The following is a 13,595-nucleotide window of genomic DNA, read 5'->3' on the forward strand; positions in this document are numbered from 1 at the left end:
CTGCTGCCACACTCGACCGCTGCGCCGCCCTGGCAGAACTGATCAAAAGGGCTGCGTAGCGGCCCACGTGCCCACCGCCCACGGACTACCCTCATGCCGCACACTTATCACGGCAGCTGCCTTTGCGCCGCTGTCAGCTATCAGCTGCTCACAGCCCCCAAAGCGCTCACCCATTGCCATTGCAGCCAGTGCCGCAAAGGCCACGGGGCGGCGTTTGCAAGCTATGCCAGCGTACCCCGCAACGCACTCAAGGTACTGACCGGCGCAGACACGATCAGCACCTATCACTCCTCGCCTTCGGTACAACGCGAATTCTGCGCACGCTGTGGCTCGAACCTGTTCTGGTCACGCGCCGAGGGTGAATTCAGCGACTGGGTATCGGTGGCCCTGGCCACACTGGACACGCCCTTCACGCCACACAGCCAAAAGCACATTTACCTCGACGCCAAGGCGCCTTGGTACACCCCTGTCGAACCCAGTGCGCCTGGCGCCTAGGCGCCTTGCAGCACGCTCTAGCGTGGCTGCAACAGCTTCGCCAAGACGAACGTCACAACCACCGCCAGCAACACCGCCAGCGAAATCGACAGCACTGCGCCCCACTGCAACAGCGTACTTTGCAGGGCCAGGTAGAAGCCCACCACGCCCACCGCGCCAATGGCATTGCCACGCACGATCGCGCCCAACTCGTGGCGCCCGCCCTGGACGTGAGCAAATACTGCAAGCGGCCAGGCGATTACCGGGACCGGCGCCAGCATCCCACTGACCACCGGCCCGAGCATCGTTGCACTGGCCGTGATCACCAACAGCAACAAGGTGGCGGTCATCATGCGCATCGGGATGACCCAGCGCGGCATCGGCACGTAACGCGCTGAACTGGCCTGGGCCGGTTGCGAGGTAGCGACGACGATGGCGACGACCAGTAACAGCGTGGCAACGACAGACAGCGCCACCCAGCCCAAGTGGCTGGTCGCCAAGGCGGCCACAGCGAAGAACAGCAGCGCTACGATGCAGCCGACAAACGCACTGACGCGCTGGGTCACCCAGTAGTAGAACAAACAGGTCGCTTGCACGGCGGCCACCCCAGCCAATGCCCCAGGTACGGCCTGCGACGCGAACACCTCGCCCTGTTCAAGGCTAAGAAACAGCATCACCAGCGCCGAGGTGACAGGCAGCCCCGACAGCAGCCCGCCAATTTGCGTACCCCAACGTTTGCCCGCCAGCGAGATGGCCAGCATGAGGGTGGGTGTCATGAGTAGTTTGAGGTAGAAGGCAGTCATGCAGAGGTTCGGATCAGAAGGGAGGGATCAAGCCTTGCGCAGTCGCGCGCGGGTTGCTTGGCAGAGCCTCATGCTAGCCGAATTGCACTTCAGCCCACCAGCGGCGAACGCGCTGGCCCCGTCACAACTGCGCCAGCCGCTCCCGCAAGAACCCGACAAAGGTTTGCACCGCCCGCGCCACCTGGCGATGCTGCGGATACACCGCCGACAACTGCAACGCCGGCGGCGTCCAGTCTTCCAGCAACGTCACCAAGCGGCCATCCGTCAGTGCCTGGCCAACGATGAACGTTGGCAGGTACGTCACGCCCATCCCCGCTATCGCCGCATCCCTGAGCATTTCGCCATTGTTGGCGCGCATCCGCCCCGCCACCGCAATTGCCTGCGTCTTGCCGCCCTGTTTGAACTGCCACTGCACCTGCCGTGAATGCCCATAAGGCAGGCAGTCATGCCGGGCCAACTGCTCGGGGAATGCGGGCACCCCCTGCGCCTCAAGATAGGCCGGGCTTGCGCAGTACACCCGTTCAACACCGGCAATACGCCGCGCGATGAGGCTGGAGTCCTCCAGCGCGCCAATGCGCAAGGCCAGGTCATAGCCTTCGCCGATCAGGTCCACGGCCCGGTCGCTGAGGTCCACTTCTACATCCACCTGCGGGTGCAACTGCAGAAATTCGGTCAGCAGGCACCCCAGGTGGGCCATGGCGAACGACAGCGGCGCACTCAGGCGCAAGGTGCCGCGCAAGGCCTGGGCCTGGCCGCTGATGTCGTGCTCCACCTGCTGCACTTCGCCCAGCAAGCGCAACGCCGACTGGTAATAGTGCTGCCCCAGCGGAGTGGCGTCCAGGCGCCGTGTCGAGCGGTTGAGCAGGCGCACGCCCAGGCGTTCTTCAAGTTGCATCAGGCGCCGGCTGACCGATTGCTTGGACATGCCCAGACGGTCCGCCGCAGCGGTGAAACTACCGGCTTCCATGACCTGGGCGAAGATCCGCATGTCTTCGTAAGGGTTCATTGTCTCGCTCGTGGTGACAGTCAAACGCTTTATAGCCGCTTTTTCCCACGAAGGCATCTCCTTAATCTACTCGCAAGTCACAGCGATGGCCCTTAAGGCCAGGCAATTCGCCCCCCTCAAACACTTGCATAGAAAAGGATTCGCACATGAACATTGTCCACAAGGCACTCACTACTAGCCTCCTTGCCCTCTCCGTTTCCACTGCGTTTGCAGCAGGCAGCCCAGGCGTTGAGCAGCACACCCAGGCCTTCCTCGAAGCCCTGGAAAAGGGTGGTGGCAAGCCCCTGGAACAGCTCGCGCCGAAGGACGCGCGTGCAGTGCTGACCGGCGCTCAATCGTCGGTCAAGGTTGACCTGTCCGGCATCGAAGTCAAAGCACACACGATCCAGGCCAACGGCGAGACAATCACGCTGCAAGTTGTCCGCCCGGCCAATGTGAAGGGTGAGTTGCCGGTGTTCATGTTCTTCCACGGCGGCGGCTGGGTACTGGGCGATTTCCCGACTCACCAGCGGCTGATTCGCGACCTGGTGGTCGGTTCCGGCGCGGTAGCGGTGTACGTGGACTACACGCCTTCACCTGAAGCGCACTACCCCACTGCCATCAACCAGGCTTATGCCGCCACCCGCTGGGTGGCCGAGCATGGCAAAGCGATCGGCGTGGATGGCAAGCGCCTGGCCGTGGCCGGCAACAGCGTCGGCGGCAACATGGCCGCAGTGGTCGCGCTCAAGGCCAAGGAGGCCGGTACGCCTAAGCTGCGCTTCCAGTTGCTGCTGTGGCCGGTGACCGATGCCAGCTTCGAAACCGGCTCGTACAAGCAGTTCGCCGAGGGGCACTTCCTCACGACCGGCATGATGAAGTGGTTCTGGAATAACTACACCACTGACGCCAAGGCACGTGAGCAAATCTACGCCTCGCCGCTGCGCGCCAGCAGCGAGCAGCTCAAAGGCCTGCCGCCAGCGCTGGTGCAGACCGCAGAGTTCGATGTGTTGCGTGATGAGGGCGAGGCCTATGCACGCAAGCTGGATGCGGCGGGGGTGACGGTGACTGCGGTGCGGTACAACGGGATGATTCATGACTACGGGTTATTGAACCCGCTGAGCCAGGTACCTGAAGTGAAAGCGGCGATGCGCCAGGCGGCTGGGGAGCTGAAGGTGCATTTGCAATAGTGAGATAGAACAAGACCCGCGTGAGCGGGTCTTCTGGGCATCAGAATCTGCCGAGTTCAATCAAAGTGCCACCGGCGACGATTCCAGTACAACCGGTAATGGAACACCAAAACGATACCTGTAAGCGCCGCTTCAAATAGACTGGGCAATTCCTAAAGTCTTCGGCATTCAACCAGCCTTGGCGAATACCCAGATTCGGCCATACAGCCGCTAAGGTGAAACGATTTACCACCATTGATCTTGTTCTGATGGAGATTGTGCTCCAGTACTTAAGATCATCGACCAACCCGTTGCTATTCTTGAATGTGCGGCAGAGCACGTTAAAGTGACGAGAACCTGCGATGTAAAAGCCCATGCCGATACCCACCATGCTAAGGGTGAAAGGCACTACTCCTAACGCAATTTTTACGCCAGTGGGCAGGTATGAAAAGTCAATCATGAAGTACCTCATAGGACCATTCCATCATCCCCTCTCCAAATGTCTCTCCGGTCTTACTGCCTAAGTAGGAACTACCTCCAATCGTCACAATGCCGCAGATAGCCTTACCGTATACACCAAATGAACAGACAGCCGCTGCGGCAATAGATCCGACCTTACCGCCCGCAACACCACCGACTAATCCACCGGCAAAGCTCCCGGTCTCAGTAAAACGAATTTTCTTGCACGCTTCGGTTTCGCCTGCTCGGCAGGCCGCTTGGACTTTCAACAAGGAAGAACCCGCCCCAAGCCCAATCGCTGCGTACCCACCATACTTCAAGTAGTTTGACATCTTCGCCACCTCATCAAGGTGCGTCGCATACCCTGGAATTTGCCCCGGGACGCCAGCTTTTTTCCAATGGTGCACCAGGCTTTTCGTGGAGATCCCCAGATCACGCCGAAGCGTATCGTAGCTACCGAGATTCAATGTTTTATTCAAGAAACTTGTGCGTAACTGAGCGCCCAGATGCTGGTAAAGCTCTTTGCGTTTCGCAAAAAAATCCGCACTTTTCAAATGGCCATGCAATGCAAACTGCTGCTGATGCAAAGCCTCAATCCCTTTCAGCGTATCTTTGACCTGCCCCAAGCCACGCTCAAGCATGTCCTTGCCCACCCCCATCGACAGGCTCGCCCCACTGAGAACTCCAGCGATCTCGCCGATATGGCTCATCATGAAGTTGGCTTCCTCATCGGAAAGAACGGCCAGCGATTCCCTCGCCTTCTCTGCCACCATCATCAGCTCTGCTTCCATGGGACTGCAGGAAACGCCGCTGCTCGTACTGCCGAGTACGAAAATCTCACCGGCTTTAAAGCCTTGTGTAAACGTGGGGTTCAAGCGCTGGAGTAACGAAACAGGTAATGGCTTGTTCGTTTCGCCCAGGCTCTTGAGCACTTGTTCGAATGACATACTGCGTTGAACAATATGAAAGCCCGGCTCCAGTACAGTGGCAGAATCGACTACCGATGTGTTGTATGACTGGGCAGGTGTTTGCCCCGATGAGGAAGTTGAAGACCGGGCGGCCGGAACGGGCGAGGAAGTGTGGCTGGAGCGGATGCCAACCCCGTTCAGGGCAGACTGTGCCAGGACCCGGTTGCTGCCGCTGGGGCAGTCGCACTGTACCAGCGCACCATCCACGACGGCAGGGCTACCTTTGATGATGAAGAAAGGGACGCCCTCGACAATGACGCCTGGCTTTTTACATTTCGGACACTCAGTCGTGACATCTCCCAGGCGTAGCGCGATCTGGTTGTTCCCTCGATAATTTGTATTGCTGGCGACACATACTGCACCTGTGGTGGTGAAATCCCCGTCAAATGCCTGTCCTTTGCCATGTATCGATATGCGCGTCATGTACCGTTTCCTCAGTAGAAAACGGGAAGCTAACACCGGCATAGCGCGCAGAATCCTAGCCGAGAAAGAATCAGAATACTCCTACGACATTCACGGCAAACTCGTAGAAAGATCCATTTATTTGTCAAATTAAAAGTGACAATGATACTTGCACACCTCTATTTTTCCTATTTTGAAGTGACAGTAAAGTGTCTCCATCAACTGCGCGGCAGCCCTTTCGGCCCCGGCATTCAAGGAGAACTCCCCATGCTCACCGTCCGTAACGCCCAAGACCGCGGCCTGGCCTTTCATGGCTGGCTGAAATCCTTTCACACCTTCTCTTTCGGCCACTACCGCAACCCCGACGAACAAGGCTTCTCGGACCTGCTGGTGATCAACGACGATCGCGTCATCGCTGGCAAGGGCTTTGGCGAGCACCCGCACCGAGACATGGAAATCTTTTCGTATGTGCTCGAAGGTGCGCTGGAGCACAAGGACACCTTGGGCACCGGCTCGGTGATCCGCCCCGGCGACGTGCAACTGATGAGTGCCGGGCACGGTGTGGCTCACAGCGAGTTCAACCACAGCCAGGCGCAGCCAGTGCACTTCCTGCAGATCTGGATCGTGCCTAACGTCCAGGGCGCAACGCCGCGTTACCAGCAGCAGCACTTCAGTGCCGAGGAAAAACGCGGCAAATTGCGGCTGATCATCTCCCCGGATGGTGCCGAAGGTTCATTGCAGGTGCGCCAGAATGCGCGGGTGTACGCCGGGTTGTTCGACGGTGCAGAGCGGGCGAGCCTGACCTTGCCGCAGGATCGGCACGGCTACGTGCATGTGGCGCGAGGCAGCATCGAGCTCAATGGGCAGGTGCTGAATGAGGGCGATGGCGTTCGGGTGCGCCAGGAGCAGTTGCTGCAACTTGGCAATGGCCAGGATGCAGAGGTCCTGGTGTTCGACTTGCGCCCCCATGAGTTGCCAGGCATGCCGTAAACCGATGCCGGCCCTGATCACCTCAGGGCTCGAACCCTTCGACGATGATCACTTCAGCCTTCGCCACACCTTGGCGGTGGCTGCAGGCCTCCTGATAAAGCGCCGACTGATAACAGGCCACCGCCTGCTCGTAAGAGTCGAACTCGATCACCACGCTGCGCTGCGGCGTCGGCCGCCCTTCCATCGCCTCGCTACGCCCGCCCCGCGCCAGAAACCGCCCACCGAATGCGGCGAAGGCAGCGGGCGCGCGCTGGGTGTATTGCTGGTATTGCTCGGGGTCGGTCACATCCACGTGGGCGATCCAATACGCTTTCATCCGCTGCTCTCCTGTTGCAAAAGTATTTGTGTATGATGGTATACCATAAAAATCACCCCACCACAGCGAGCGTGCAGCATGGCTTTCAACAGCATCGAAGAACTTCTCGAGGACTACCGGCAAGGCAAGATGGTCCTGCTGGTGGACGATGAGGACCGGGAAAACGAAGGCGACCTGCTGATCGCCGCCGAGCGCTGTGACGCCCAGGCCATCAACTTCATGGCCCGCGAAGCGCGTGGCCTGATCTGCCTGACGCTGACCGACGATCATTGCCAGCGCCTGGGCCTGGAGCAGATGGTACCGGCCAACGGCAGCGTGTTCAGCACCGCCTTCACCGTTTCGATCGAGGCCGCCACTGGCGTCACTACCGGTATTTCCGCTGCCGATCGTGCGCGCACCGTGGCAGCGGCCATGGCGCCGAACGCGCGCCCGGAAGACCTGGTGCAGCCTGGGCATATCTTCCCCCTGCGCGCCCGCGAAGGCGGCGTGCTGACCCGCGCCGGCCACACCGAAGCGGGCTGCGACCTGGCGCGCCTGGCCGGTTTCACAGCCGCCTCGGTGATCGTCGAAGTGCTCAATGACGACGGCACCATGGCGCGCCGCCCGGACCTGGAAGTGTTCGCCGCCAGGCACGGCATCAAGATCGGCACCATTGCCGATTTGATCCACTACCGCCTGAGCACCGAGCAGACCATCAAGCGCATCGGCGAGCGCGAATTGCCCACCGTGCACGGCACCTTCCGCCTGGTCACCTACGAAGACCGCATCGAAGGTGGCGTGCACATGGCCATGGTCATGGGCGACATCCGCCGCGAGCAACCGACGCTGGTGCGCGTGCATGTGATCGACCCGCTGCGCGACCTGGTCGGCGCCGAATACGCCGGCCCGGCCAACTGGACACTGTGGGCGGCGCTGCAGAAGGTCGCCGAAGAAGGCACCGGCGTGGTGGTGATCCTGGCCAACCATGAATCTTCGCAGGCGTTGCTCGAACGCGTTCCGCAGCTGACCCAGCCGGTGCGGCCTTACCAGCGCGGGCAGTCGAAGGTGTATTCGGAAGTCGGCACCGGTGCACAGATTTTGCAGGACCTGGGCGTAGGCAAGCTGCGCCACCTAGGGCCGCCGCTCAAGTATGCGGGGTTGGCAGGGTATGAGCTGGAGGTGGTGCAGAGCATACCGTTCGAGCCAGAGATGGCTAGCTGAAACCTCTGCCCTAACGCTCACGCCGTGTAGGAGCAGCCTTGTGCTGCGAAGAGGCCGGTACTTACCCAGAGAAGGGTCCTGTTTGCACCGGCCTCTTCGCAGCACAAGGCTGCGCCTACAAAACGTGGAGGCGATGGTTGGAAAGGTTGGAGTGATGGCCGGTCGCCTCCGCCTCTTGCCAAAAGTTTGGAATACCATAATATGATATCCCGTAGACCTTAAATGTGCAGGCCGGCACCTACACTCACAATCGGCCACCGACACTTTGTTTTAGCTGCTCCCCGAATACTGTTGGCGGGCGCACCAAAAAGCCCCGCCTCGAATAACAAAAGCAACGAGGGCGTAACCATGCTGTTGAGCAAACGTGTAACCGCAGTGCTGTCCGCCAGCCTGCTGACCCTGGCGTGTCAGGCCACGCAGGCCGCTGACAGCCTGAACTTCGTCAGTTGGGGCGGTACCACCCAGGACGCCCAGAAAGAAGCATGGGCCGTACCCTTCTCCAAAGCGACCAACATCAAAGTCGTCCAAGACGGTCCTACCGACTACGGCAAGCTCAAGGCCATGGTCGAAAGCGGCAACGTGCAGTGGGACGTGGTCGACGTCGAAGCCGACTTCGCCCTGCGCGCCGCCAGTGAAGGCCTGCTCGAGCCGCTGGATTTCAACACCGTCAAAAAAGACCGTATCGACCCGCGCTTCGTGTCCGACCATGGCGTCGGCTCGTTCTTCTTCTCGTTCGTGCTCGGTTACAACGAAGGCAAGCTGGGTGCCAACAAGCCGGTTGACTGGACCTCGTTGTTCGACACCAAGACCTACCCCGGCAAGCGCGCCCTGTACAAATGGCCGAGCCCTGGCGTGCTGGAACTGGCGCTGCTGGCCGACGGCGTGCCCGCCGACAAGCTCTACCCGCTGGACCTGGACCGCGCTTTCAAAAAGCTCGACACCATCAAGAAAGACATCGTCTGGTGGGGTGGCGGCGCGCAGTCGCAGCAACTGCTGGCCTCTGGTGAAGCCTCGCTCGGCCAGTTCTGGAACGGCCGCGTGTATGCCTTGCAGCAAGACGGTGCACCGGTGGGCGTGAGCTGGAAGCAGAACCTGGTCATGGCCGACTTCCTGGTCATCCCCAAGGGTGCCAAGAACAAGGACGCGGCCATGAAGTTCCTGGCCAACGCCAGCAGCCCCGAAGGCCAGGCCGAGTTCGCCAACCTGACCGCTTACGCGCCGGTCAACCTGGACAGCGTGCCCAAGCTCAAAGCCGACCTGGCGCCTAATCTGCCGACCGCCTATGCCCAGGACCAGGTGACACTGGACTTTGCCTACTGGGCGAAAAACGGCCAGGCCATCGCCGCACGCTGGAATGAGTGGTTGGTCAAATGAAAGTCGCCATCAACGCCCTGCACAACGCGCAAGGTGCCCCCACGGGCGCCGGCGCCCCGAGAACGGCCCCCCGCCGTGTGAGCCTGGGCCAGCGCTGGAAAGGCAGCCGCAACCTGCTGCCTGCCCTGCTGTTCCTTGGTCTGTTCTTCTTCGCCCCGCTGATCGGCCTGTTGCTGCGCGGCGTGCTGGAGCCAGTGCCAGGCCTTGGCAACTACGAGCAGTTGTTCGCCAACTCGGCTTATGCGCGGGTGCTGTTCAACACCTTCTCGGTGGCAGGCGTGGTGACCCTGATCAGTGTGCTGCTGGGCTTCCCGCTGGCCTGGGCGATCACCCTGGTGCCTAACGGCTGGGGCCGCTGGTTGCTGAACATCGTGCTGCTGTCGATGTGGACCAGCCTGCTGGCGCGCACCTACTCGTGGCTGGTGCTGCTGCAAAGCTCGGGTGTGATCAACAAGGCGTTGATGGCCATGGGCATCATCGATACCCCGCTGGAGATGGTGCACAACCTCACCGGCGTGGTGATCGGCATGAGCTACATCATGATCCCGTTCATCGTACTGCCGCTGCAGGCGACCATGCACGCCATCGACCCGATGGTGCTGCAAGCCGGGTCGATTTGCGGGGCCAGCCCGTGGACCAACTTCTGGAAGGTGTTCCTGCCGCTGTGCCGCTCGGGGCTGTTCTCGGGGGCGTTGATGGTGTTCGTCATGTCGCTCGGTTACTACGTTACGCCGGCCCTGCTCGGTGGTGCGCAGAACATGATGCTGCCCGAATTCATCATTCAACAGGTGCAGTCGTTCCTCAACTGGGGCCTGGCCAGCGCCGCCGCCGCACTGCTGGTGGTGATCACCTTGGTGCTCTTCTACCTGTACCTGAAGCTGCAGCCGGAATCCCCGGTCGGCAACGCGAGGTAATCCGCCATGCTCCTGTCACCCAATGCCATGGGCCGCCCGCTGCGTACGGGCCTGTACCTGACCACCGGGGTCATCGCGGCCTTCCTGCTGCTGCCGGTGGTGTTCATCGTGCTGCTGTCGTTCGGCTCTTCGCAGTGGCTGGTGTTCCCACCGCCGGGCTGGACCTTCAAGTGGTACGGCCAGTTCTTCTCTAACCCGGAGTGGATGGATGCCGCCCTGGCCAGCCTCAAGGTCGCCGTGCTGACCACTGTTGCCGCAGTGCTGCTGGGCCTGCCGACGGCGTTTGCCCTGGTGCGCGGCCGCTTCCCCGGCCGTGAGATGCTCTACGGCCTGTTCACCATGCCGATGATCGTGCCGCTGGTGATCATCGCCGTCGCGGTGTATGCGCTGTTTCTCAAACTGGGCTACACCGGCACGCTGTTCGCGTTCGTGGTCAGCCACGTGATCGTCGCCCTGCCCTTCACCATTATCTCGATCATCAACTCGCTGAAGCTGTTCGACCAGTCGATCGAAGATGCCGCGGTCATCTGCGGCGCCTCGCGCCTGCAGGCGATTTTCAAGGTGACCTTCCCGGCCATTCGCCCGGGCATGATCGCCGGCGGCCTGTTCGCCTTCCTCGTCTCGTGGGATGAAGTGGTGCTCAGCGTGATGATGGCCAGCCCCGACCTGCAGACCCTGCCCGTGAAGATGTGGACCACCCTGCGCCAGGACCTGAGCCCGGTGATCGCCGTCGCCTCGACGCTGCTGATCGGCCTGTCCCTGCTTGTGATGGTCATTGCCGCCGCTTTGCGCCGGCGCACCGAAGTCAACGCCTGAGCGCCCGGAGAAAACAACAATGAGTGCAGTGATCAAAGACAACGCGCACAACAAGACCCTGGTCAGCCTGCGCGGCCTGAACAAGCACTACGGCGACTTCACCGCCGTGGACAACCTGAACCTCGAAATCCAGGACGGCGAGTTCCTCACCTTCCTCGGCTCCAGCGGTTCGGGCAAGTCCACCACCCTGTCGATGCTGGCCGGTTTCGAAACCCCCAGCAGCGGCGAGATTCTGGTCGAAGGCCAGTCGCTGGTGAACGTACCGCCGCACAAGCGTGATATCGGCATGGTGTTCCAGCGTTATTCGCTGTTCCCGCACCTGAACGTGCGTGACAACATCGCCTTCCCCCTGGCCATCCGCAAGCTCGGCGCCGCCGAGATCAACAAGCGGGTCGATGCCATGCTCAAGCTGGTGCAGCTGGAAAAGTTCGCCCACCGCAAGCCCTCGCAAATGTCGGGCGGCCAGCAGCAACGGGTGGCGATCGCCCGTGCGCTGGTTTATGAGCCCCGCATCCTGCTGATGGACGAGCCGCTCGGCGCACTGGACAAAAAGCTGCGTGAAGACCTGCAGGACGAACTGCGCCAGTTGCACCGCCGCTTAGGCATCACCATCGTCTACGTCACCCACGACCAGGAAGAGGCCATGCGCCTGTCCCAGCGCATCGCCATCTTCAGCCATGGCAAGATCGTTGGGTTGGGCAGTGGCTATGACCTTTACCAGAACCCGCCGAACGCGTTCGTCGCCTCGTTCCTGGGCAATTCCAACTTCCTGCGGATCAAGGCCAGCAGCAATGGCGCGGGCAGTTTCGAGGGCCAGCCGGTGGCCATCCGCCTGACCGCCGGGTTGGCTGCCGAGCAGCAGGCACTGATCATGGTACGCCCGGAAAAAGCCCTGGCACTGACCGCCGCCCAAGCCGCCGCGCAACCCTTGCCAGCGGGCTGGAACGAGGTGCGGGCCAAGGTCGCCGAAGTGTTGTTCCTGGGTGAAAGCCAAACGTGCCATGTGGTCACTGCCGGCGGTACCGAAATGACCGTGAAGGCGCTGTCTGCGGCAGGCATGCCGATGCAGCCAGGGGATACCGTGAACGTGCGCTGGGCCGTGGCCGATGCCTGCATCTATACCGAGTGGGCGGAGAGTGACCTGAGCAAGTCGGCAGGCGCGCACTGATTTAGCAGCAACCTGTGGGAGCAACTGTCTTGTGGTGCTTGCCGGCCTCTTCGCGGGCAAACCAGCTCCCACAGGATTAACGCCCTCCCGACTGCCTGTCATATTTCTATCACGCCACCGTCGTAATCTGCCGGGCAACTCTGTGCCATAGGTTGCCCGGCATGCCCCGCCTGCTGCTCATTCTTCTTGCCCTGCTTCCGCTGTCGGCTCTGGCCGATTTTGCGCATTTGCGCGTGCAGGGCTCCAACACCATCGGCGCGGCCTTGCTGCCGGCTTTGGTGCAAGGGCAATTACGGGCTCAAGGTGCAACGGCGATTGAACAGGTCCCCGGCACACACACTAACGAAACCGTCATCACCGCCCGCGACGTTCGCGGGCAACCGCTGCGTATCGACATCGCCGCGCATGGTTCCAGCACCGGCTTTGCAGCGTTGGGCCGGGGCGAGGCCGACCTGGCTGCCGCCTCGCGGCCGATCAACGATACAGAAGTTGAGCAACTGCATGCCCTGGGTGACCTTCGTGCGGCCAGCGCCGAACAGGTCATCGGCCTCGATGGCGTGGCGGTGATCGTCCACCCCGACAACCCACTGCCGCAAATGACCACGCTGCAACTGGCGCAGATCTTCTCCGGGCAGATCCAGCGCTGGGACCAGGTGGGCATTGCGGGTGGGAAGATTCACCTTTATGCCCGCGACGACCGTTCCGGCACCTTCGAAACCTTCAAGGCACTGGTGCTCGACCCTAATCAAGGCGAGCTGTCTGCCAAGGCTCAGCGCTTTGAGTCCAGCGACACGCTGGCCGAGCGCGTCACCGCCGACCGCCAGGCCATCGGTTTCAGCAGCCTGGCGGCAGTACACGGGGCCAAGGTGCTGGCCGTCGCCCAGGGCGATGCACCGGCCATGCTGCCGCAGCGCTCGCTCGTGGCCAGCGAGGACTACCCACTATCGCGGCGCCTGTATTTCTACCTGCCAGCCAACCCCAAGCCTCAGGCCAAGGCCCTGGCCGACTTCGCCCAGAGCCCAGCCGGCCAGGCCATCGTCGCGCAACTGGGTTTCGTTTCGCAGCAGGTCAAGGCCCAAGCGGTCCCCCCACAGGCCGACATGCCGCCACGCTACCGCACACTGGCCGAGCAAGCGCAGCGGTTGAGCGTGAATTTTCGCTTTCAGGAGGGCAGCGCCAGCCTCGACAACAAAGCGTTGCGCGATGTGCAGCGGGTAGCCGAGTACCTGCGCCAGGCCGGCAAGTTGCAGAGCAAGGCGGTGCTGGTGGGCTTTGGTGACCCCAAGGAGACACCCGGGCGCGCGGCGCTGCTTTCGCGCTTGCGGGCGTTGGCGGTTCGTCGCGAGTTGGCACGCGATGGCGTGGACGTGCTGGAAGTGACCGGCATGGGCGACGAACTGCCCGTGGCAGGGAACGACCAGGAGCAAGGCCGCTTGCGCAATCGGCGGGTAGAAGTGTGGGTGTATTAAGGCGTCACCCGCCGGGTGCCAGGCAAAGAAATGTAACAGGTCTGCATTCGGCATCCCGCGCAAACGGGACTAGGCTCAAGCCCATGTGATA

Annotated in this window: 14 protein-coding genes; 9 read left to right on the forward strand and 5 right to left on the reverse strand. The window is 61.5% G+C overall.

Features of this window, described 5'->3' with window-relative positions; all coding sequences use genetic code 11:
• The first annotated feature begins 93 nt into the window (after positions 1-93).
• Positions 94-495, forward strand: a complete 402-nt coding sequence (locus tag AB7M33_RS27130) for a GFA family protein (protein WP_454244109.1) — start codon at positions 94-96, stop codon at positions 493-495.
• 17 nt (positions 496-512) lie between these two features.
• On the opposite strand, the gene AB7M33_RS27135 is transcribed toward AB7M33_RS27130, so the two are convergent.
• Positions 513-1,277, reverse strand: coding sequence for a hypothetical protein (locus AB7M33_RS27135; RefSeq protein ID WP_454244110.1), 765 nt, complete (start codon positions 1,275-1,277; stop codon positions 513-515).
• A 121-nt stretch (positions 1,278-1,398) separates the two neighbouring features.
• A complete protein-coding gene (locus AB7M33_RS27140; protein ID WP_454244111.1) occupies positions 1,399-2,283 on the reverse strand; it encodes a LysR family transcriptional regulator in 885 nt (294 codons plus the stop codon).
• Between the two features lie 146 nt (positions 2,284-2,429).
• On the opposite strand from AB7M33_RS27140, the gene AB7M33_RS27145 reads away from it, so the two are divergent.
• Complete coding sequence (locus AB7M33_RS27145) at positions 2,430-3,449, forward strand: alpha/beta hydrolase (protein ID WP_265967432.1); 1,020 nt, start codon at positions 2,430-2,432, stop codon at positions 3,447-3,449.
• Positions 3,450-3,489: 40 nt separating this feature from the next.
• Here AB7M33_RS27145 and AB7M33_RS27150 read toward each other — a convergent pair whose 3' ends face one another.
• Complete coding sequence (locus AB7M33_RS27150) at positions 3,490-3,888, reverse strand: hypothetical protein (protein ID WP_143491068.1); 399 nt, start codon at positions 3,886-3,888, stop codon at positions 3,490-3,492.
• Complete coding sequence (locus tag AB7M33_RS27155; RefSeq protein WP_454244112.1) at positions 3,881-5,278, reverse strand: PAAR domain-containing protein; 1,398 nt, start codon at positions 5,276-5,278, stop codon at positions 3,881-3,883. The genes AB7M33_RS27150 and AB7M33_RS27155 overlap by 8 nt, the downstream gene beginning before the upstream one ends.
• Positions 5,279-5,524: 246 nt before the next feature.
• On the opposite strand from AB7M33_RS27155, the gene AB7M33_RS27160 reads away from it, so the two are divergent.
• Complete coding sequence (locus AB7M33_RS27160) at positions 5,525-6,247, forward strand: pirin family protein (RefSeq protein WP_027593806.1); 723 nt, start codon at positions 5,525-5,527, stop codon at positions 6,245-6,247.
• Between the two features lie 22 nt (positions 6,248-6,269).
• On the opposite strand, the gene AB7M33_RS27165 is transcribed toward AB7M33_RS27160, so the two are convergent.
• On the reverse strand, positions 6,270-6,563 hold the full coding sequence (locus AB7M33_RS27165) for a DUF1330 domain-containing protein (RefSeq protein ID WP_027593807.1): 294 nt from the start codon (positions 6,561-6,563) through the stop codon (positions 6,270-6,272).
• A 78-nt stretch (positions 6,564-6,641) separates the two neighbouring features.
• On the opposite strand from AB7M33_RS27165, the gene ribBA reads away from it, so the two are divergent.
• The 6 genes from ribBA (at position 6,642) to AB7M33_RS27195 (ending at position 13,504) form a co-directional block, all read left to right on the forward strand.
• Positions 6,642-7,763, forward strand: a complete 1,122-nt coding sequence (gene ribBA, locus AB7M33_RS27170; RefSeq protein WP_275750454.1) for a bifunctional 3,4-dihydroxy-2-butanone-4-phosphate synthase/GTP cyclohydrolase II — start codon at positions 6,642-6,644, stop codon at positions 7,761-7,763.
• A gap of 348 nt (positions 7,764-8,111) precedes the next feature.
• Positions 8,112-9,137 (forward strand): polyamine ABC transporter substrate-binding protein, encoded by a 1,026-nt coding sequence (locus AB7M33_RS27175; RefSeq protein ID WP_099429850.1) that lies wholly within the window; start codon positions 8,112-8,114, stop codon positions 9,135-9,137.
• Entirely contained in the window at positions 9,134-10,051 is a 918-nt protein-coding gene (locus tag AB7M33_RS27180; protein ID WP_454244113.1) for an ABC transporter permease, read from the forward strand. Before AB7M33_RS27175 ends, AB7M33_RS27180 begins: the two co-directional genes overlap by 4 nt.
• Positions 10,052-10,057: 6 nt before the next feature.
• Positions 10,058-10,867 carry an ABC transporter permease gene (locus AB7M33_RS27185; protein WP_027593811.1) on the forward strand — a complete coding sequence of 270 codons (810 nt, stop codon included), beginning with the start codon at positions 10,058-10,060 and terminating at the stop codon, positions 10,865-10,867.
• A 19-nt stretch (positions 10,868-10,886) separates the two neighbouring features.
• Positions 10,887-12,035, forward strand: a complete 1,149-nt coding sequence (locus tag AB7M33_RS27190) for an ABC transporter ATP-binding protein (RefSeq protein WP_275750446.1) — start codon at positions 10,887-10,889, stop codon at positions 12,033-12,035.
• A 161-nt stretch (positions 12,036-12,196) separates the two neighbouring features.
• Positions 12,197-13,504 carry a substrate-binding domain-containing protein gene (locus tag AB7M33_RS27195; protein ID WP_454244114.1) on the forward strand — a complete coding sequence of 436 codons (1,308 nt, stop codon included), beginning with the start codon at positions 12,197-12,199 and terminating at the stop codon, positions 13,502-13,504.
• The last annotated feature ends 91 nt before the right edge of the window (positions 13,505-13,595 follow it).

The organism is Pseudomonas sp. Y3 TE3536 (assembly GCF_053629175.1).